16 protein-coding genes are annotated in these 19,403 nt (G+C 48.0%); 14 read left to right on the forward strand and 2 right to left on the reverse strand.

Annotation, left to right across the window (positions count from 1 at the left end; translation table 11 throughout):
- Positions 1-246 precede the first annotated feature (246 nt).
- The 4 genes from PCH02S_RS18295 (at position 247) to lplT (ending at position 5,062) form a co-directional block, all read left to right on the forward strand.
- On the forward strand, positions 247-981 hold the full coding sequence (locus PCH02S_RS18295) for a glycerophosphodiester phosphodiesterase (RefSeq protein ID WP_127455372.1): 735 nt from the start codon (positions 247-249) through the stop codon (positions 979-981).
- A 92-nt stretch (positions 982-1,073) separates the two neighbouring features.
- Complete coding sequence (locus PCH02S_RS18300) at positions 1,074-1,451, forward strand: VOC family protein (protein ID WP_127455373.1); 378 nt, start codon at positions 1,074-1,076, stop codon at positions 1,449-1,451.
- A 266-nt stretch (positions 1,452-1,717) separates the two neighbouring features.
- Complete coding sequence (locus tag PCH02S_RS18305) at positions 1,718-3,877, forward strand: AMP-binding protein (RefSeq protein WP_127455374.1); 2,160 nt, start codon at positions 1,718-1,720, stop codon at positions 3,875-3,877.
- Positions 3,878-3,892: 15 nt separating this feature from the next.
- Positions 3,893-5,062 (forward strand): lysophospholipid transporter LplT, encoded by a 1,170-nt coding sequence (gene lplT, locus PCH02S_RS18310; RefSeq protein WP_127455375.1) that lies wholly within the window; start codon positions 3,893-3,895, stop codon positions 5,060-5,062.
- Here lplT and PCH02S_RS36985 read toward each other — a convergent pair.
- Positions 4,967-5,413 (reverse strand): diacylglycerol kinase family protein, encoded by a 447-nt coding sequence (locus PCH02S_RS36985; RefSeq protein WP_127455376.1) that lies wholly within the window; start codon positions 5,411-5,413, stop codon positions 4,967-4,969. The genes lplT and PCH02S_RS36985 overlap by 96 nt on opposite strands.
- A gap of 64 nt (positions 5,414-5,477) precedes the next feature.
- On the opposite strand from PCH02S_RS36985, the gene PCH02S_RS18320 reads away from it, so the two are divergent.
- Positions 5,478-7,250 (forward strand): methyl-accepting chemotaxis protein, encoded by a 1,773-nt coding sequence (locus tag PCH02S_RS18320; protein WP_127455377.1) that lies wholly within the window; start codon positions 5,478-5,480, stop codon positions 7,248-7,250.
- Between the two features lie 498 nt (positions 7,251-7,748).
- Here the strand turns inward: PCH02S_RS18320 and PCH02S_RS18325 are convergent, their stop codons facing one another.
- Entirely contained in the window at positions 7,749-8,438 is a 690-nt protein-coding gene (locus PCH02S_RS18325) for a DUF559 domain-containing protein (RefSeq protein WP_246069141.1), read from the reverse strand.
- A gap of 942 nt (positions 8,439-9,380) precedes the next feature.
- Here PCH02S_RS18325 and PCH02S_RS18330 point away from each other — a divergent pair.
- The 9 genes from PCH02S_RS18330 to PCH02S_RS18370 form a co-directional block, all read left to right on the forward strand.
- Complete coding sequence (locus PCH02S_RS18330) at positions 9,381-9,797, forward strand: DMT family transporter (protein ID WP_246069142.1); 417 nt, start codon at positions 9,381-9,383, stop codon at positions 9,795-9,797.
- 5 nt (positions 9,798-9,802) lie between these two features.
- Positions 9,803-10,246, forward strand: a complete 444-nt coding sequence (locus PCH02S_RS18335; RefSeq protein ID WP_127455378.1) for an OsmC family protein — start codon at positions 9,803-9,805, stop codon at positions 10,244-10,246.
- A 138-nt stretch (positions 10,247-10,384) separates the two neighbouring features.
- Positions 10,385-12,205, forward strand: coding sequence for a cache domain-containing sensor histidine kinase (locus PCH02S_RS18340; RefSeq protein ID WP_127455379.1), 1,821 nt, complete (start codon positions 10,385-10,387; stop codon positions 12,203-12,205).
- Entirely contained in the window at positions 12,202-13,827 is a 1,626-nt protein-coding gene (locus PCH02S_RS18345) for a response regulator (protein ID WP_164819616.1), read from the forward strand. Before PCH02S_RS18340 ends, PCH02S_RS18345 begins: the two co-directional genes overlap by 4 nt.
- Before the next feature lie 94 nt (positions 13,828-13,921).
- On the forward strand, positions 13,922-15,262 hold the full coding sequence (locus tag PCH02S_RS18350; protein WP_127455381.1) for an extracellular solute-binding protein: 1,341 nt from the start codon (positions 13,922-13,924) through the stop codon (positions 15,260-15,262).
- Between the two features lie 35 nt (positions 15,263-15,297).
- Entirely contained in the window at positions 15,298-16,158 is an 861-nt protein-coding gene (locus PCH02S_RS18355; protein WP_307719942.1) for a carbohydrate ABC transporter permease, read from the forward strand.
- On the forward strand, positions 16,155-16,982 hold the full coding sequence (locus PCH02S_RS18360; RefSeq protein ID WP_246069143.1) for a carbohydrate ABC transporter permease: 828 nt from the start codon (positions 16,155-16,157) through the stop codon (positions 16,980-16,982). Before PCH02S_RS18355 ends, PCH02S_RS18360 begins: the two co-directional genes overlap by 4 nt.
- Before the next feature lie 23 nt (positions 16,983-17,005).
- Entirely contained in the window at positions 17,006-18,640 is a 1,635-nt protein-coding gene (gene nagZ, locus PCH02S_RS18365; RefSeq protein ID WP_246069144.1) for a beta-N-acetylhexosaminidase, read from the forward strand.
- Positions 18,637-19,403, forward strand: a 767-nt coding sequence (locus PCH02S_RS18370; RefSeq protein ID WP_164819617.1) for an ROK family protein, incomplete at its 3' end; no start/stop codon positions are given. The genes nagZ and PCH02S_RS18370, both read left to right, overlap by 4 nt.

Below are 19,403 nucleotides of genomic sequence, written 5' to 3' on the forward strand. Positions count from 1 at the left end.
ATTTGTTAAGGTTAAATCCTGGTCCAGCGTACTCATGCATTGACCTCCATAAAGATTATTAGGCTAGTTCGATCTCTATTAGGTTAACGTTCTGTTATTTGACCAATGTTAAATAGGTTTAAATGATTTGTTAATTTCGTCCCTAAGTTTACATAATATTTACGAAGATTTACTGGGCAAAAGCGGAGCTGCTCTACTATAATTTGAGGATAAGCAGTTAATGATGTTAGGAGCGTGTTACGTATAATGAGCAAACAACAACCACTTGTAATTGGTCATAGAGGAGCAGCCGGGGATGCACCGGAGAATACGTTAAGATCTTTTGCTTTAGCTTTCGAGCAAGGGGCTGAAGGCATTGAATTGGATGTTCACCTGACGAAAGACGGCGAAATTGTCGTTTGTCATGATGGTACATTGGATCGCACGACGAATGGTTCAGGCTTAATCTGCGAGAAAAACTGGGATGAAATCAAAGGACTGGATGCCGGTTCATGGTTTTCCGAAGATTTCATCGGAGAAAGAGTTCCGTTACTGCGTGAGGTTTTTGAGCTTGTGCCACGAGGTTTCCTCATCAATGTGGAAGTGAAGCATGCGTATGAAGGACGAATGGAGAAAGCGCTTCTCGCCTTTTTGCGTGAAAGCGGCAGGATGGAAGACGTTGTTATTTCCTCCTTCGACCACAAAGTGATTAAGCGCATCAAGTTGGCCGAGCCTGAAGTGAAAGTTGGGCTGCTGTATGCCGCCAACCTGATTGACCATGCGGCTTATGCCCAGCAACTCGGGGTTGAGGTGCACTCTCTGCACCCTCAACATCATCATTATGAAAAAGAAGATGGAGTATCGGTGGCAGAAGCAGGATTAGCCACGTATCCATGGACAGTGAACGTTGAAAGGGATTTTCAAAAGATGATCGATGCTGGTGTTACGGGCATTATTACGGATTTTCCAAGGAAGCTTAATGCTTTATTAAAAGGCGAATAAGCGGTAGGCGCACGGACTTGAAGATGGATGTTCTATCACACTTTTTACGAGTATGGTAGAATATGGGTATCTTGGTTTGGAAGGGGAATCGTATGAACGCAAACATCTTAACTCAAATAGAACAAATTTCTGTCAATGTTGTTGATATTGAAAGAGCTATTACTTTTTATCGCGACACCTTGGGTATGAAATTTATGTTTCAAGCTGGGCAAATGGCTTTTTTTGATTGCAATGGCATTCGTCTGATGCTTAGCCTTCCTGAGAAACCTGAATTCAATCATCCAGGATCGGTCATCTATTATAAAGTGGAAGACATGAGGATGGTGTATGAAGCCTTCATCGAGCGAGGGGTTACCTTTATTAGTGAACCTCATGTCGTTGCAAAAATGGAACATTTGAATATTTGGATGGCGTTCTTCCGGGACACCGAGGGGAATACACTAGCATTAACGAGTGAAGTTTCGAATTAAATAAGGTGCAAAAAGGACCGCTGCATATGGATGCTGTGGTCCTTTTTTAATAGTGCGGGAGGAGGGTAAAAAAGGTCGCTGCAGTACGATCCATCAGGTGATTGGCGAGTAGTACTAGGTAAAGTTAGTACTATCAGAATCGCAGCTAATGCATACAATGGGATTATGACCTGGTATTAAGAGAAGCCCAATAAATCAATGGATGCTTAATACGTTGTACCAAGGTTTTCTCAGATTTGCCATGTGAACGCTTAGGAGGAGTCACCATGATCAAATGGTTGTTTATTGTACTGTTAAAGCTTCTGCTTCCAATCTTGCGCCCTGTTATAATAGCTAGTTTTCGCGTAAAAGTGAAGGGGATGCAGCGGCTTGATTTTACAGATAAAACAGTGCTCATACCTAACCATGTCTCATTGTTGGATGCTGTTCTGCTAGCGTTGATTCTGCCCGAGGAAGTGGCCTTTGTTGTGAATACACGAATGGCCAAACGTTTTGCTTGGCCGCTCCATTTCCGTACGCATATTCCAGTAGACCCACTCAACCCTTACTCGGTACGGAAAATGCTCAAAACGGTGCAAAGCGGTACGCCGCTTGTCATTTTTCCGGAGGGGCGGATATCGACCACAGGCAGCATGATGAAAGTGTACGGCGGCATTGGTTATATTGCATCAAGATCCCAGGCACAGATGGTGCCGATTGCGATTAACGGACTGGAGCATTCCAAATTATCGTATCTTCGTGGCAAAATGAAGCAGATTTGGTTCCCGGCTGTAACCATCACAATTGGAGAGTCTTTTCAAGTGCCTGTGAATGAAAAACTGACGAGAAGAGTTCAGAAGGAACGGGCAACAGAGTTCATCGGCAGCCGAATGCAGAGTCATTTGGTGGACAGCCGGATGAAACCGGAACTTAATTTATTTAATGAAATGTTCATAGCAGCCAAACAGCATGGCTTTTCCAAAATCATCTGTGAAGACATCCTGTCGGACACGTCGATAAGCTATCGCAAGCTGCTGTTAAGCACCTATACGATGGCTGAGCGATTGAGTGAGCTGCTTGGTAACCAGAAGCGAACTGCTGTCCTATTGCCGAATGCGACGGCGCATGTCGTGACTTTATTTTCCTTATTCCGATTAGGCATTACACCGGCGATTCTGAATTATACGGCAGGAAAGCACGCCATGCTGGATGCTTGTGAAACCGTTTCGGCAAAGACGATTATTACGTCTCGGGCTTTTATCGAGAAGGCGGGGTTATCCGATTTTATCAACAGTGCCAGTGAAGTTTACTCGGTTATCTATCTTGAAGATGTTAGAGAGAGTATCACTTTTCAACATAAATGGGTAGGAATTCGTAATCTCTTGATGAAAGTGCAAGGTCCTGTCGGAGATGGGGAGAATGAGGTCGTTCTCTTCACATCCGGGAGTGAAAGCAAACCGAAGGGGGTTGTGCTGACGCACCGCAATATTTTTGCTAATCTTCAGCAGGCCAAAGCTGTGATTGCTTTCAATGCGGCGGATATCCTTCTCGGAGCGATGCCCATGTTTCATTCTTTCGGCTTAACAGCAGGGACGATGCTGCCGGTACTTTCGGGCATGAAAGTGGTCATGTACCCCAATCCACTGCATTATAAAGTCATTCCAGAGATTGTGTACGATCGCAATATTACCATTTTGTTCGGTACGTCAACGTTTCTATCGGCTTACGCGAGAACGGCACATGCTTATGATTTTGCCTATGCGTTAAAATATGTCGTGGCTGGCGCCGAGAAGCTGAAAGAGGAAGTCCGTCAAACCTGGATCGATAAATTCGGCATTCGAATTATGGAAGGTTACGGCACGACGGAGACAGCGCCTGTCATTTCGCTTAATACGCCTATGCATGTTAAAAAAGGAACCGTAGGCCGTGTGCTGCCAGGTATTCAGGTTCGAATCGAGAAAGTGGATGGCATCAAGCTTGGCGGTAATTTGCTTGTCAAAGGTCCTAATGTGATGAAAGGATATTTGATTCATGGACAGGGCTTTGTCCCTTGCCCGGAATGGTACAGCTGCGGCGATATTGTGCAAATCGATGATGAAGGCTACCTGTCGATTCAAGGGAGGATGCAGTCCTTTGCCAAGATTGGCGGGGAAAAAGTGTCGCTGCCAATGGTCGAAGAACTCGTGATGCCAAGCTTGCCGCATCAAGCCGTGTGCGCAGCCGTCGCAGTTCCGGATGCTCGAAAGGGAGAACGGATTGTGGTGTACCACAATAGCCCGGACATGCACCTGCAGTCTCTTAAAGAATGGATGAAACAGAAAGGGCATCCGGGGATTTATATGCCTTCGGAGCTGCGATATGTAGAGAAATTGCCGCTTCTGGGCAGTGGGAAAGTAGACTATGTAACCATTAAGCGAATTGCGCTAGAGGAGCATCATGCATCCTGAGGGAGAGAAAATGATATGAAAATGAAACCGCTTCAGACACTCAATTTGACCCAGTTTCTTTCCGCTTTTGCCGATAATATGATTCTCTTCATTACGTTGGCGATTATTAAGCAGAATGCTTTTCCGGACTATTACATCGGTGTTGTTCAAGCTTCTTTTCTAGTTGCCTTCGTCGTTTTGGCGCCTTTTGTCGGTGCGATAGCTGATAAGCACTCCAAATCCCGCGTACTTCTTGTTGGAAATGCCATCAAAAGTTTCGGTATTATCGCGATGTTCCTTCATGTGGATCCGGCTGTCAGTTATGGGATCGTCGGCATCGGCGCCGCGGTGTATTCACCGGCCAAATACGGTATTTTGCCTGCGCTTACCCATTCCGATCATGAGCTGCTTAGGGCTAATGCGCGCATGGAAGGGTATACGATCATGGCCATTTTGCTGGGATCTGTTTGCGGTGGCATTTTGGCGAAAATGTCGCTATCAGGTTCGATGATCGCCTGCCTAGCCCTGTATTTGTTATCTTTGCAACTGACGCTGCAAATGCCGAAGATGCAAGGTGATAGGACGATCCGCTATGGCAAGGCAGCGAGAACGTTCGTTTCCGACATGAGCTTCTTGTTAAAAGACCGCGCTACCCGTTTCTCCCTTGTCGGCACGGGCTCGTTCTGGATGACGTCCTCGGTCGTCCGATTGGCGATTATAGCATGGGTACCTGCTCACCTCGGTATCCAGTCCGTAGATCAAATTTCTATGCTTGTCGCTGTAACCGGCGTAGGGATTATGATTGGGGCGCTGATGACACCGAAGCTGGTCCCGGCAAGGCGTTATTATAATTCGTTTATATTCGGCATTCTCATGATCATCTGCATCTTGCTGTTCCCGCTAATCAGCAATTTGTATCTAACAATAGGGCTCCTTCTACTTGTAGGCTTCAGCGGCGGAGTGTTTATTGTACCTATGAATGCCGTGCTGCAAGATCGAGGTCAGGGAATGATAGGCTCAGGGAAAACGATAGCGGTTCAAAATTTCCTGGAAAATGCGATGATGCTTGCCGGAGTCGGTCTCTATACGCAAATTTCCAAGGATGGGCTTTCACCGGACCTGTCCATTACAGGGATTGCGTGCATCCTTGCCGGTTTTGTCGTGTATTTGATTGTACAGCGTGAGCGTTTGAAACTTTCCCTTTAACAAATAACGGTGATCGTGAACGGTTCCAATAGATTTAGTAAGCGAATGTTCTGGATAAAAGTTGGCGAGCTCTTTGGCTTCGCCATCTTTTTGCGTGATTTTAGCCACATAGGGAATTTGGTTCTGCCCCAGATAGGATTCAATCTCCTTCCAGATGTTAGCTCCTCTGCCATTGGCTGAAAGCGGATTCACAATAACGCCTATTGACTGTATGGGAAATATCCCCGATCCGCAGCTGGAATAGTAGTAAATTACTAGGATAAAAGTTCTATAGCTGCACGTTTTTTGACGAATTTTATCTTTACATAATGTTAACTTGTTTGTAAAATAAACCATAGGTAAATTAATCATTTATGTGTAAGGTAATCTAACATTTGTTAGAGGGTTATCTGCATGTCGGGAGGAGAACAGGACTTTGAAATTCAACATGAGTTTGAATGTGAATCAACAAAAGAAGGCAAGAAATGTGAAAGTCAACCTGTCCGTCCTTCGCAACCTTAAACTGCGTTACAAACTGCTCTTCATGAATGCTATTGCTATTTTATTCCTGCTTATTGTAGGTATTACGGGTTATTACTTCATGGATAAGATGTCTAGTAATTCTACTAGAATGTACGAGGAAAGTCTGTTATCTGTGAAATGGATTAATCAGCTAAAAACGAACTTCAATGAAACCGAATCAAATTTGCTCGAAATGATGTTATCCGTAGATGTGAAATATAAAGGTAAGCTGAAGGCCAAACTTGATGAAAACAGCGCGATGAATCAGGAGCTGGTTACGAAGCTGTCAGGTATCCGGTTGACGGAAGAAGAGGCGGCTGCTTTCAAGGACTTTGAAGAATTGAATAAGAAATATCGTGAAATCGTTACGATGACGATCGATCATGCCACCAAAAATAATCAAGTGGCTTACCAAGTTTATAATAATGAAGTGTCTCCGCATGGTGATAAAACGATTGTGGCACTCGATAAATTGGTGCAGCTTAAAGAGACCGCGGCTGAAAATTTCCAAAAAACGAGCAGCAACGACTCTAGAACCTCCCACTGGTTCATCATTCTTACGATTGTTATTGCTATTGTTATTATGACGGTGAACGCAATGGCATTAAATATGATTATTACGACTCCGATTCGTAGATTGCAGGAGCATATGGAGAAAGCCGCTGGTGGAGATCTCTCTGTCAAAGGAGACTATCCTTACGAGGATGAAGTCGGTAAACTGACCGGTTCCTTTAATGAAATGACAGGAAGCCTACGCAGCTTGGTGTCCCAAATCGCTGATAATGCGCTGACCCTTTCGGCAAGCTCTGAAGAGCTGCTTGCCAGCTCGGAGCAAAGTTCGCAAGCTGCCAAGCAGGTCGCGTCTTCGAGTCAGCAGCTTTCGGAGGATTTCGAGAAGCAGTTTGCGGGTGTGAATCAGGCGAATGAAGCTGTGCAGCAAATGCTTACGAGTACGAAGCTGATTGATGAATCAGCGCAAGAAGTAGCCAGACTTGTTGGACAGGCTACGGCTGCCGCGCAAAACGGTAAACGTTCTGTCGTATCGATCGCAGGCCAGATGGGCGAGATTTCGGAAGCCGTGCAAGAAGTAAATGGCGTCATTGAAGCCTTAGGGAAAAATGCTCACAAAATTGGCGAGATTGTCAATGTCATCAATGAAATTTCCACGCAAACCAATTTGCTCTCTCTGAACGCGGCGATTGAAGCTGCGCGTGCGGGTGAAGCGGGCCGCGGGTTCGCGGTTGTTGCTGGTGAAGTGCGCAAGCTGGCGGAGCAATCTGCTTCATCAGCACGCAACATTACGCATCTGGTCTCGACGATTCAGAGACAGATCAACCACGCGGTGAGCTCCATGCAAGATGGAGCAGGCAAAGTGCAGGCCGGATTAACGATTTCCGGTGAGGCGCAAGAGTCGTTCATTCACATCGAAACTTCCGTTGACGAAGTCAACGCGAAGGTGGAGAATGTGAATCAGAACATTCACCAGCTGGTGGATGCGAATGTGCGCATCGAGCAGGTGATGGGCATTGTCAGCACCGTTTCGGAAACGGGCATCTCCGTCAGCCAGGAGACATCCGCTGCCAGCCAGCAGCAGATGTCCACGACCGAGGAGATCGAGAATTCCGCTAAGTCACTGGCGGGACTAGCTGAGGAGCTGCAAATTTCGCTGCAGAAATTTACGGTGTAGTTTTGGACCGCGGGCTTAGGCTCGCGGTTTTTATGTTACTTGGGGCGTGGATTACTGCACCCGAGAGAGCCAAAAAAGCCGTCTCCGGAGGCGTAGCGGAGGAAAAGGAGATCGAGCCGTCCGAAATGGCCTCCTCAGCAGTGCAAGGCAGTCGTCGGTGCTCCCACTGCGGTCGAGAGAGCTGAAAGGGCCGTCTCCGGAGGCGGAGCGGAAGAAAAGGAGATCGAGCCGTCTGAAAAGGCCGCCTCAGCAGTGCAAGGCAGTCGTCGGTGCGTCCACTGCGCCCGAGAAAGCCAAAAAGGCCGTCTCCGGAGGCGGAGCGGAGGAAAAGGAGATCGAGCCGTCCGAAAAGGCCGCCTCAGCAGTGCAAGGCAGTCGTCGGTACTCCCACTGCGCCCGAGAAAGCCAAAAAGGCTGTCTCCGGAGGCGTAGCGGAGTAAAAGGAGATCGAGCCGTCTGAAAAGGCCGCCTCAGCAGAAATTTTCGCTCCTGCAGGGTTTAGTGGTTGTTTTTCTCCCAAATTGCTTGTGCTTGTTCATGCAAATTGTAACCGCGAATACACTTTCGCCCACTGCCGGCAGGCTTAAGTAACGATTTATCTGTCATTGCTTTTAGTACTTGATAGGATTTACGTGAACCAACGTCCAGCAAAGCCGATACATCGTTTGGCTTTATAGCTCTGTCAATGTTGAGTGCAAAACGAATGACTTCCTTCTCCACGCAATTCAATTTCACATTTGTTGAAGCATCGCGGCCCAGAAAGCGTCCCATGAATTGCTGCAGGATTTGTTCACACATGCGGGGGCGGTCTTTGACATCATCATAGGAAAAGCGGAGGATTTTCCAACCGTCTATGACGAGATGATTTTGGCGGATCCATTGGTCGGAGAATTGGGTGCGGCTCATTTGGGAGGCGTGAGGTCCGTATCCATCAATTTCAATGGCTAGCTTCAGGGAGTGCCGCATAAAAGAAAAGTCGAGAAAGCGGGTCCCATCCCGAAAGTCTTTCACCTCGTACTCAGGGTGCAAATCCGTGAAGCCGCCGAAGGCTGGCCACCAAACCTGCCGAAGAAATAATTGTTCAGCGTGGCCATGGCCCTCTTTGAGTCTGCGATGACGTTCTCCTTCCCTTTTAGCAAGATGCTTAGTAAGAAAATTCTCTAATGCAATGCGAAATTGCTCATCCATGTTAATACACTCCATTTCATATATGAATAAAAAAAGCCGCCTCTCTGGATTCAGCAGTCCATGCTGGATCTAGAAAAGCGGCGTGTGCTTCACAACCGATTGAAATTATTTTGCATTATAGCATAACTAGTTTACTGTGGATAGTCCTGTTGACACGTTCATAACTTTCGTGTATATTAAATAGATTGATTGAAATGAACCATATAAACACTTTAGACCAAACCTCATTTACCCCCATACGGACGATTAGCGAGTAGAAAGTAACCCCCTCTCCTTGTTTGTTTTTCTCCCAATGACGCAGTAAATTCAGCTCATGTTATGGTAAACCCGAGGCAGTGTCATCGTGTTTCGGCAGCAGGTGTTTGTAAAGCAATTCGCACTGGCGCGGTCATTGGAGCCGCAAGGATGGAAGAGAGGTAGGGCTTTCATTGTTTTGATTCCAACACATGAAATTTGCATTTTCATAGAGATCAATATTCGCAATTCGTTAGAAGAGTCTATCACACGTAGTGAGCAGCCTTCATCCATTGCGCTAATAGAACCGTTCTTGCCCTGATTACAGGGCGGGGGCGGTTTTTTCATTGACAGGTCTGGGCTCCTGGGGTCTCTCCTTGTCCTGGAGAACTACAGGGCGCTATTTCGTCGAAATAGACCTTTTTTCGAATGGAGGGGAACTGTGGGCCACTATTTGTCTGTTTTCTTAGTGAAAACCGGATGAGGCGGCCAAATAAAGCCCTGTAGTTCCGCTTGAACATGGAAACGGGCTGTATTTGCAAGATAGCGGCCTGTAGTTCCTCAAAGTTTCGCATCAACAACGATTATACCATGCCATTTTTTATTGTTCCTTCTGTCATTCCCGGACAACTTCAAGCCGAACGAACTGGTGAAACGCCTTCCATTCCTTTACAATGAGAGCAATAAGATCAGTAGAGGATGGATGAAATGATTTGGAATATGAATTGGACATTTCTGCTGCTCGCTATCCTGTTTGAAACGATTGGCACGACGGCAATGAAAATGTCATCGGGTTTCACAAGGATTGGTCCGGCAGTTGTGATGGGGATTTGCTACATCATATGTTTCACGTTTTTTACGCTGGCTTTGAAGCAGCTGGAGGTTTCTTTGGCCTATGCCATTTGGTCCGGGGTAGGGACGGCACTGATAACGATCATCGGCATTTGGTGGTTCAACGAGTCTGTCTCCACGCTGAAGGTGATTTCCATTGTTCTCATTATTTTAGGCGTCATCGGGCTGCATATAAGTGGCGGAGACGAAGTCCAGACGCAATCGCAAGCGCAAGCGAAAGCGCAATCCAGCAATCCCCAAGAGCAATCCGCGGCTACATTAAATAAGGAGTGATACCGATGAGCGAGCATCGATTTGATTTGAAAGCAGAGTGGACCGGTGGTTTGGACGGCACAGGCCGCATTCAAGCGGGTAATCTGGACGCATCGATTTCAGTGCCAAGCCAGTTAGATGGACCCGGCATCGGCACGAATCCGGAAGAACTCCTGCTTGGAGCAGCTGCAACCTGCTATCTCATAACACTCGGCATGCTGGTCAAGCGGCAGGGCATTACCTCCCTTGAGCTGAAATCGGAGATTTATGTTGAGAATACGCCGGCCATGAAGGTGAATCGGATCATACACCGGCCGTACATTTCAGTACCCGCTCATACTCTTCCGGATCAGTTGGATAAAATAAGCAGAGCAGCTTATCGAGCTGAACAGGCGTGTATGATCAGTAAAGCGCTAAAAGGCAATGTGGAAGTGACCGTGGAACCCGAAATTCGATCCGAACTGGACTAGAGGATTTTATCCCTCCTCCATCCGAACCTATCCCTAGGTGACGCAAAGACGGGTCAATTATAATAATAAAAAGCAATGAAGGGCACCAGCAAACAGGATGGTGCCTGATTCGGGTTAGAAGGGGTCTGCCAAACGTCGATGAATTTGAACAAAAAGGTGTTTATCGGATTTTTATTTTTTATTATTATCCCTTTGTTCGTATTGGGCACGGCCGTCTATACCGTATCCCAACAACTCATTGAGAAGAAATACGGTGACTTGACCGAGGTTACGCTGCAAGCGATTTCCCGGAACATTTATTACATGTTCAAGGAAGCGAATTATTTCTCAGACTTCTGGATGGTCAAAGACAGCATTCAGGGTATTTATCGGACAATCGATGAGGTCAGGCCGAATGAAGAAGCTCCGTCGTCGTATGATTTGAATACGTTCGATACGCTGCTGCGCGGCTCGATTTTGACGTATTCGCCGATTCAGTCAGTCGTCATTTACAACAATGCCGGCAAATCCTTCAGTGCGGGGAGAACGAGCGGGAATGCGCTGCCATGGAAAACGTTGTCGAGCAGCACGGCTTTTGAACAGATCAAGGAATTGAATGGCAGTCCCATGTGGATTGGACCCTCTGAATATAAGGAGCTGGGCGCAGCCCGCGGGGAGTTTTATCAAGCGAGGATGGTTAAGGATTTCTGGACAATGGACAATCTCGGCTACATGCTGTTGAAATTTAAATTTAATGAGCTGGATCAAATTTTTAAATCTTTTAATACGAACGAAGACAGCTCTAAGCGTTACTTGATCGTGAATAAAAGCGGACTTATTTTCTATGACAATAAGCAGCATTTGGAAGGCGCCAATGTGCTTCAGCTGCTGCAAGGCAAGCTGGATCTTCAGCAAAGCAACCGAAGTTTTCAAGCTAATTTTCAAAATGAAAAAAGTCTGGTTTCTCTCTATCATTTAAATATTAATCAAATGGGCGTGCAGGATTGGAGCGTCGTGTCGATAACGTCTTGGAAGTACGTGGCGGGAGAAATTGAAACGATTATGAAGCTGGTCGCCGGGATTACATTTGTTTGTTTATTTTTTGCCCTAGTCTACAATTTAGTGTTCGTTCGCCGCATCGTGCAGTTAATTCTCCGCATGCTGGGCTCCATGAAAAAAGTAGAGCGCGGCGACCTGACGACGCGAATGGAGGAAAGCGGCAAGGATGAAACTACGGCGCTGGCCAGAGGCTTTAATAGTCTCGTAGAGAGGGTCGAGGACCTTCTGGACGAAGTCAAACGTCAGCAGGACCGCAAAAACAAAGCGGAACTCATGCTGCTGCAGGCGCAAATCAAGCCGCATTTTCTTTTTAATACGCTGGAGTCCATCAATGTGCTTGCGATCCAAAATCAAGGGAAGAAAGTCAGCCAAATGGTGTATCGACTTGGCAATTTGCTGCGGATCGGTATGGAGAACAGGGAAGAGATTTCGCTTAAACAAGAGTTGGATCATCTCAAAAGTTACCTCGAAATTCAGGAATTCCGATTCGAAGACCAATTCCGTTATGAAATTGAATCGGACCCGGAGATATTGGATTACAGCATTTTGAAGCTTACGCTCCAGCCATTGGTAGAAAACGCTCTGCAGCATGGTTTTGAACCTATTGATTATTTGGGTGTAATCTCGATCAAAGTTCTCGATGAAGGGGAGCGGATCGGGCTCTATGTCTCTGATAACGGGATCGGCATTTCCAATGAGAAGTTAGCGAAATTTCATTATAAAACAGAGCTGGAGACGCCTTTTCACGAAATTTTAGATGCGAATGTCAATGAAGAGCGAAGAGGTTTGGGCGTCAGCAATGTAGCCGACCGCATACGCATCCAGTACGGCCTGCATTATGGCATCTTTATTTGCAGCATGGAAGGGCACGGGACGACGATGAAAATTGTCATTCCAAAAACAAAGGAGGCGAGCCTGTGAGACTAAAAGCGATTTTGGCGGATGATGAGCCTAACATTTTACGTAATTTGCAGGCGGTCATTCCGTGGGCAGAGTTGGAAATTGATATTGTAGGAACGGCTAAGAACGGAATCGAGGCGCTGGAACTATCCAGCTTGCATGGACCTGATTTGGTGATGAGCGATATTCGGATGCCTTTGATGGATGGGATTACTTTTGTCCAGAAACTCCGTGAAATCAACGAGGCTTGCAAAGTGCTGATGGTGACGGGCTATCAGGATTTCGAGTATGCGCGTTCGCTCATGCGGGTTGGCGTTAGTGATTACATGTTAAAGCCCATTAACTATGAAGAGTTGGAAAACTGTATTCGTAAGCTAGCGAATGAAATCAGGGAAAACAAGGCGATCAAGCAGCAGGAGCAGCAAAAGTGGGGCAAAATGAAAAATTTGGCCTATGAGAAAATTCTTCAGGATGTCCTCATGAACTATACGGAAATTTCAACGCATACGCTGCTCCCGATCGATAATATGGATTTGGAAACGATGACGTATTCGTTCATGATGATCGATGTGGATGATTATTCGCAAAAGTCGCTGCCTTGGTCAGAGCAAGAACGAAAGCTGTGGAATTTCGCCGTCCGTAATGTGATGCAAGATTCACTAGCCAATTTCAAAGCGGAATTTTCCGTGCTGCAGATGCGGGAAGGCGAATGGTGCCTGCTTATTCAATGGGACACTAGAGGGGGCGAGGACAACGGAGTCCAAGCCGAGGAATCCCAAATGCAGTCTAATTTGCATGAAGTGGCGCTGAAGCTGCAAAAAGATGTCCGGGAATCCGTCAAACTGGGCATTAGCGTAGGTTTTTATCCTAGTGCTGTAGGTCTGCGATTGCTCTCTGACACGTATCGGAAGCTGCAGCGGTTCATGCAGTTAAACCTGAATAAGCAGGAGTCTGTGCTGCTCTATAGGGAGTCCAAAGAGCAGGCGGACGCCAACAGCTCCTTATGGTACTTGGTTGAAGAGATTGTAACAGGTCTCAAACAGTTGAATCGAATCAAAACGGAGGACTCTCTAAATCGGCTGAAACTCTTGCTTGAGGGGCTGCCAAACAGTTCTTTTGCCAGAGCGTATCAAATGCTGCATTTCCTGATCCTGCATGTGCTTCGCGAATTGCGCGAGATGAACTCGCTTGATGCGCAGGAAGAAGAGCAGGTTTGGCGCCAACTGGATACAAGCGAGAGTATACAGCACCTGCTTCAAGTGATGGTCCAGCTCGCCGCCATCGGCCTGGAAGGAACGAATAAGAAGAAAAACAGCGAGCTTCTAATGACAGCTGCGAAAGAGTATATTCGAACGCATTACTCGAATGATTTCGGAATTGAAGATATTGCGAGCTCCCTCGGCATCTCTTCGAGTTATTTTAGCTTATTGTTCAAGCAGCAATTCGGGGAAACTTTCGTTGAATATGTAACCAAACACCGGATGGAGCTGGCGAAATCGATGCTGCTGCATAGCGACAAAAGCATTACGGATATCGGAAGGTCCGTCGGTTATACGGAGCGTCGTTATTTTACAAAAGTGTTCCAGAAGTTTACCGGTGAAATTCCTTCGGAGTATCGGGAGAAACGCATGGAGCCGAAGTAGAGGATTTTGCCCCTATATAAGGAATTTATCGGTCTTTAGGAGGAGCAGCCATTATTTTATACTTAACATGCAAGCCTAAGGGAGATCAAGGAAGATGAAAATTAGAACGTTGTTCCCGGTAACAGGGGTTGTGGCCGTATCCTTCATCCTGTCCGCTTGCAGCAGCTTAAACCTGAACAGCCCAAACTCCGAGGCGCCCTCCCCAGGGGCAAAAGGTGAACAAATCCTGCTGACCATTCGTCACACGCAGGTGAAAGATACGCAGAAGAAGCGTTTGGCGATGCTTCAAGAGGTTGTGAAGTCCACGGAGGCGAAGGTGCCCGGCCTTTCAATTACATTGGATGGCGTAGAGGACAAAGTGAATCGCTTCGAAAAGCTTAGAGCCGAGATGGCTGCGGGGAATCCACCCGAGATCTTCGACTTATTCGGCGGGACGGATACGAAAGATTATGTGAAAGCAAACAGGCTGCTAGATTTGACGCCCATCTTGAGCGAACTGGGGTTAACGGACAAGTTCTACAGCTTTGAAGAGTTTACAGTCGACGGTAAAATATACGGCATCCCGATGGCCGGATATGTCGAGGGCTTGTACTATAATAAAAAGATTTTATCAGAGTATCAAATCAAACCGCCTCAAACCTGGAATGAGCTGCTTGACGCTGCAGCCAAGCTGAAAGCTCAGAAGATAACGCCTTTCGCGCTGGCAGCCAAAGACTCCTGGGTCATCAACATGATGTGCAACACCATGTGGGTGCGCACGGCTGGGCGCGACTCCGTCGAAGGTTTTCTGGATGGGAGCAAGCACTGGACAGATCCGGATGTCGTGGATGCTTTTCAGAAATACGATCTCCTCGTGAAAAATGGGTACTTCCAAGAGGGCAGTCTAGCACTTTCCTATGCCGAGCAGCAAAACAAATTCAGCAGCGGAGAAGCTGCGTTCATGTTTGACGGCAGTTGGGCCAATACGCCTCTGCTTGACCCGGAGAAATCTGCCATTGTGAAGGATGTAGGCTTCATGAGCTTCCCGGATATGGGCGGCCCTGGAGACGGATTTATTAACGGCGGGTGGTCAAACGCCTATGGCTTCTCGAAGAAAGTGACCCCGGCGCAGCTTGTTGCCATTAAGGAATTCATCAGGCAGATGTACAATGAGCCGATGCAAAAAAGGCAGCTGGTCGAGGAAGGCATGCCGCCTGCCATGAAGCTGCAGGATACGAGCAATGTGAATCCGCTGATTATGCAAATTATGGATGTGTTTGCGACCAGCAAAGGGGCATTCCCTGCTTTCGACTCGCGCATTCAAACCAAGGTTCGTGAGAAGTTGGAACGCGGCATGCAGGAATTAGTCGGCGGCAGAACGGATCCGGTCACGCTGATGACGGACATACAGAAGCAGCAGGATGCTTCAAATAAGGAAGAAACTCATACGAATTAGTGGGATGATCCATGAACAAAGTAGGAAGAAACCCATTGGCATATGCTATTTTTACAGTACCTACACTGCTTTTTCTAGTGATTTTTTTCTATTCCCCCATGCTGATGTCATTGCGCTACGGATTTACGACATGGAACGGGATCCTACCAGCCAAGTGGAATGGTCTGGACAACTTCACCCAAGCGTTTCAGGATAAATATTTCTGGATTGCCGTGCGAAACAACTTGTATTTTATTGCTTTTTCGATTGGCGTACAGATCCCGTTCATTGTTTGTTTAGCTCTCGTATTGAGCAAAATTCGGCGCTGGACGGGATTTTATAAAACCATGATTTTCCTCCCTACCATTCTATCGACGGCTGTTGTCGGCGTATTGTGGGGATTCATTTATCATCCTGAAGCGGGACTCTTGAATCAATTGCTGGAAGCTGCAGGCCTAGGTGCTTGGAAGCACACCTGGTTGGCTGATGAATCGACAGCGATGATTTCCGTGCTCGTCACTAACGCCTGGCAGTGGGTTGGCTTCTATGTGATTCTAGTTTTGTCGGCCATTTATGCCATCCCGGTAACCATCCTCGAGGCAGCCGAAATGGACGGAGCATCAAGCTCTCGTCAAGCTTGGTCGATCACGCTGCCGCTCCTGCGCCCTGTGATTATTGTGATGATCCTGCTTTCGATTACCGGTGCGATGAAAGCGCTTGATATCGTCTTTGTGATGACAGGAGGGAACCCCTACGGGATAACGGAAGTGATGGCGACTTATATGTATAAAAAGGCGTACCGAATCGGCGAATACGGCTACGCGAATGCCATTGCTCTGCTCATTTTACTATTCACAGGTGTGCTGACTTCCGTGTTTGGCTGGTTGACGGCCAAGCAAGAGGAGGCGCGGTTTTGAAAACTCAGCGAAAAGCAAATTCCCTACGCGGTGCCATCAAGCACGCCATACTTATGGTCTACATAGTTATCATCCTGTTCCCTCTGGCCTGGGTACTCAATTCTTCTTTTAAAACGAATAAAGAAATCATCGCATTTCCTTGGTCTTTCCCTCATGAGTGGCTGCTGTCCAATTATGGGAACGCGTGGACAGGCGCGCATGTCTCGCACTATTTTACGAACAGTCTCGTGATTTCCAGTATATCGGCCGTGATGACGTTAATCCTCGGTACAAGCACCTCCTTTGCCTTGACACGCATGAAATTTCCGAGACTGAGCAAGGTCATTAATCGAGTTCTGATGGTAGCATTACTGGTGCCTGCCGGTTCTTTGCTTGTTCCACTGTATATGCTGCTGAGAAGTTTTCATCTGTACAATACTCCTCTTGCTTTGATTATGCCTTATATAACTATTGGATTGCCGCCCACGGTTTTTATGATTAGCGGTTTTTTCAAATCCTTCCCAAGTGAGCTTGAGGAAGCGGGTACAATGGATGGACTATCCATCTATGGACTGCTTTGGCGTGTCATTGTTCCGATTACAGCACCCCCGCTTATTCCAGTGTTTATGCTCAATTTCCTTAGCAATTGGAACGAGTTCATGATGGCCAATCTGTTCCTGACCAAAGAGAAGTTTCGAACGCTTCCTGTGAGCATGGTGGCCTTCTATTACCAATTGAATATGAACTATGGATCGCTTTGTGCGGCTATCATGTTCAGTCTGATTCCTGTCGTGCTGATGTATTTCCTTATGCAGAAACGAATTATTGCATGCATTAAAGCTTAATCACTTATCCAAGGAGCGTGTCCATGATGTCGTCCATATCCAGCAACGCGCATAAACCATTAACTTTACGTCAAAAAGTTGGTCAACTGTTTATTTGTGGCTTTGATGCTCTGGAGCCAAATCGAGCGATTACGCAGCTAATTGAAGAATATGGGCTTGGCGGCGTTATCTATTTCCGGAGGAATGTGAAAGATGCGCATCAATTGGCTCAATTGTCCGCAGAATTGCAAGAAATAAGCCGTCACAGCGGGGGACAACCCCTGTTTATCGCGGTGGATCAAGAGGGTGGCATGGTGTCCCGAATCGAAAAAGGGGCGACTTTGCTGCCGGGGAATATGGCGCTTGGGGCTGCTTTTGCGCCGGCAGGCGTGTACGCAAGCTCTAAAATCATGGGCAAGGAGCTTCGTCAGATGGGCGTGAACATGAACTTTGCGCCATGCCTGGATATTAACAATAATCCCTTGAATCCGGTTATCGGGGTGCGCTCCTACGGAGAAACCGCGGCCATCGTCGGCGATATGGGAACGCATGCTGTCAAAGGGCTGCAGGACATGGGCGTTATCGCCACGGTCAAACATTTTCCGGGCCATGGCGACACGTCAGAGGACTCGCATCATGATCTGCCGGTTGTTCCGCACAGCATGGAAAGGCTTATGGAGCTTGAGCTTGCTCCTTTTATCAAAGCCATTGAAGGCGGCGTAGACGCCATTATGACCGCACATGTCGTGTTCGCTGCATTGGAACAAAACGGTGTGCCCTCAACGTTATCGTATCGGATTTTAACCGAGCTGCTGCGGGAAGAACTTGATTTCAAAGGGCTTATCGTTACGGACTGCTTGGAAATGAAAGCGATATCCGAAGGGATCGGAGTAGCTGAAGGCGCGGTTCGCGCCATTGAGGCCGGATCGGATCTCATACTGGTCAGTCATACGCTGGAACGCCAAGTTTCCGCGATGGAAGCCGTCATTGCAGCCGTTGAAAGCGGGCGAATCCCGGAGTCTCGAATCGATGCGTCAGTCCTGCGAGTAATGACCCACAAATATAAACGAGAGATCCAATTTGAAAAGCTGGCGCCGATTCCCGAAGGGCCTATTTCAACGCCGGAGCATCAGCTTTTGGCTAAGGAGCTAAGCCGCAAAAGCATTACGCTAGTGAAGGACGAAGTCGGTAAGCTGCTGGATATGAACGAGTCACCGCTTGTGATTTGGACGGAAGTGCAGGCGGGCACGGAGATTGATGAGGTTGTGGAGCGACAAGGAACACTTGGGCGTACATTGGCTGAACTCACGGGGAAAGATGTCCAAGAGGTATACTTGGGATTATATCCTTCCGAGTCGGAGATTACAGCAACCTTGCAAGCTGCCGAAGGAAAAAGACAGGTGGTTATGGTCACTTATAATGCCACTTTTTCGCCAGGACAGACTCAGTTGGTAAAGGCTCTTGCGGCGAAAGGTCTGCATCTCATCGTAGCTGCAGGAAGAAACCCGTATGATTTGCTTGAGTTTCCTGAAGTGAAGACGTATTTGGCCTGTTATGAGAATCGTCCGCTGGCGATGGTGTCTCTGGCAAATGTGCTGCTGGGGAATGAGAAGCCGGTCGGGCGGCTGCCTGTTACGTTGTCGGAACAATACCCGATTGGATGGAGGTTGGAGGTATGAGTGGGGCGGAATGGATGGAGGAACAGGATATGAGCGGAACGGGATGGACGGAGGAGGTAAAAACACAAGACATGCAAACGCGAGACGTACAGACACAAGATGTACAGACACAAGACGTGTTCCTGCGGGAGTACTACGTTGGGGTTGACTTAGGCGGCACGAAGATGTTGGCCGCGCTCATTAGCGGCGATGGCAACATCATCGCCAAGGAAGAGATCCCCACCCTGGCGCAGCAGGGGGAGGTGGCTGTGCTCGATCGGCTCGGCAGCCTGATCGAGGGACTGCTCGCGACCGTGCCCGGCGGTCGCGGCGTTCTCCGCGGCATTGGCGTCGCCACCGCGGGCACGCTCGATACGGCGAACGGTGTCGTCACGTTCGCCACCAATCTCGGCTGGCGCGACGTGGCCGTCGCCGCCGTGCTCACTGACCGCTTCGGCTGCGCGGTCAGGCTGGAGAACGACGCCACCGCAGCGGCGGTCGGCGAATGGCTGGCCGGCGCGGGTGAGGGCGCGCCGGACTGTGTGTTTGTGACGATCTCCACGGGGATCGGCGGGGGAATCATTTCCGGCGGGCGCTTGATCGCCGGAACGAATCATAACGCAGGGGAGCTCGGCCACATTTCCATTGATGGAAATGGGCCGCTCTGCCCCTGCGGGAATGTGGGGTGCCTGGAGCTGTATGCGTCAGGCACTGCCATTGGCCGCCGCGGCGCCGAGCACGTGCGCCGGGCTGGCGACGGCGCAGCGGGCGCCCTCGTGCGGCT

The organism is Paenibacillus chondroitinus NBRC 15376 (assembly GCF_004000765.1).
GTDB classification, from domain to species: domain Bacteria; phylum Bacillota; class Bacilli; order Paenibacillales; family NBRC-103111; genus Paenibacillus_E; species Paenibacillus_E chondroitinus.

What these genes read in the sequence shown, in the direction of transcription:
- PCH02S_RS36985 (WP_127455376.1), bottom strand. Translation starts at nt 5,413, where the DNA reads ATGATTAATTTACCTATGGTTTATTTTACAAACAAGTTAACATTATGT.
- PCH02S_RS18340 (WP_127455379.1), top strand. Translation starts at nt 10,385, where the DNA reads ATGAATTTGAACAAAAAGGTGTTTATCGGATTTTTATTTTTTATTATT.
- PCH02S_RS18305 (WP_127455374.1), top strand. Translation starts at nt 1,718, where the DNA reads ATGATCAAATGGTTGTTTATTGTACTGTTAAAGCTTCTGCTTCCAATC.
- nagZ (WP_246069144.1), top strand. Translation starts at nt 17,006, where the DNA reads ATGATGTCGTCCATATCCAGCAACGCGCATAAACCATTAACTTTACGT.
- PCH02S_RS18350 (WP_127455381.1), top strand. Translation starts at nt 13,922, where the DNA reads ATGAAAATTAGAACGTTGTTCCCGGTAACAGGGGTTGTGGCCGTATCC.
- PCH02S_RS18325 (WP_246069141.1), bottom strand. Translation starts at nt 8,438, where the DNA reads ATGGATGAGCAATTTCGCATTGCATTAGAGAATTTTCTTACTAAGCAT.
- PCH02S_RS18295 (WP_127455372.1), top strand. Translation starts at nt 247, where the DNA reads ATGAGCAAACAACAACCACTTGTAATTGGTCATAGAGGAGCAGCCGGG.
- PCH02S_RS18300 (WP_127455373.1), top strand. Translation starts at nt 1,074, where the DNA reads ATGAACGCAAACATCTTAACTCAAATAGAACAAATTTCTGTCAATGTT.
- lplT (WP_127455375.1), top strand. Translation starts at nt 3,893, where the DNA reads ATGAAAATGAAACCGCTTCAGACACTCAATTTGACCCAGTTTCTTTCC.
- PCH02S_RS18330 (WP_246069142.1), top strand. Translation starts at nt 9,381, where the DNA reads ATGATTTGGAATATGAATTGGACATTTCTGCTGCTCGCTATCCTGTTT.
- PCH02S_RS18335 (WP_127455378.1), top strand. Translation starts at nt 9,803, where the DNA reads ATGAGCGAGCATCGATTTGATTTGAAAGCAGAGTGGACCGGTGGTTTG.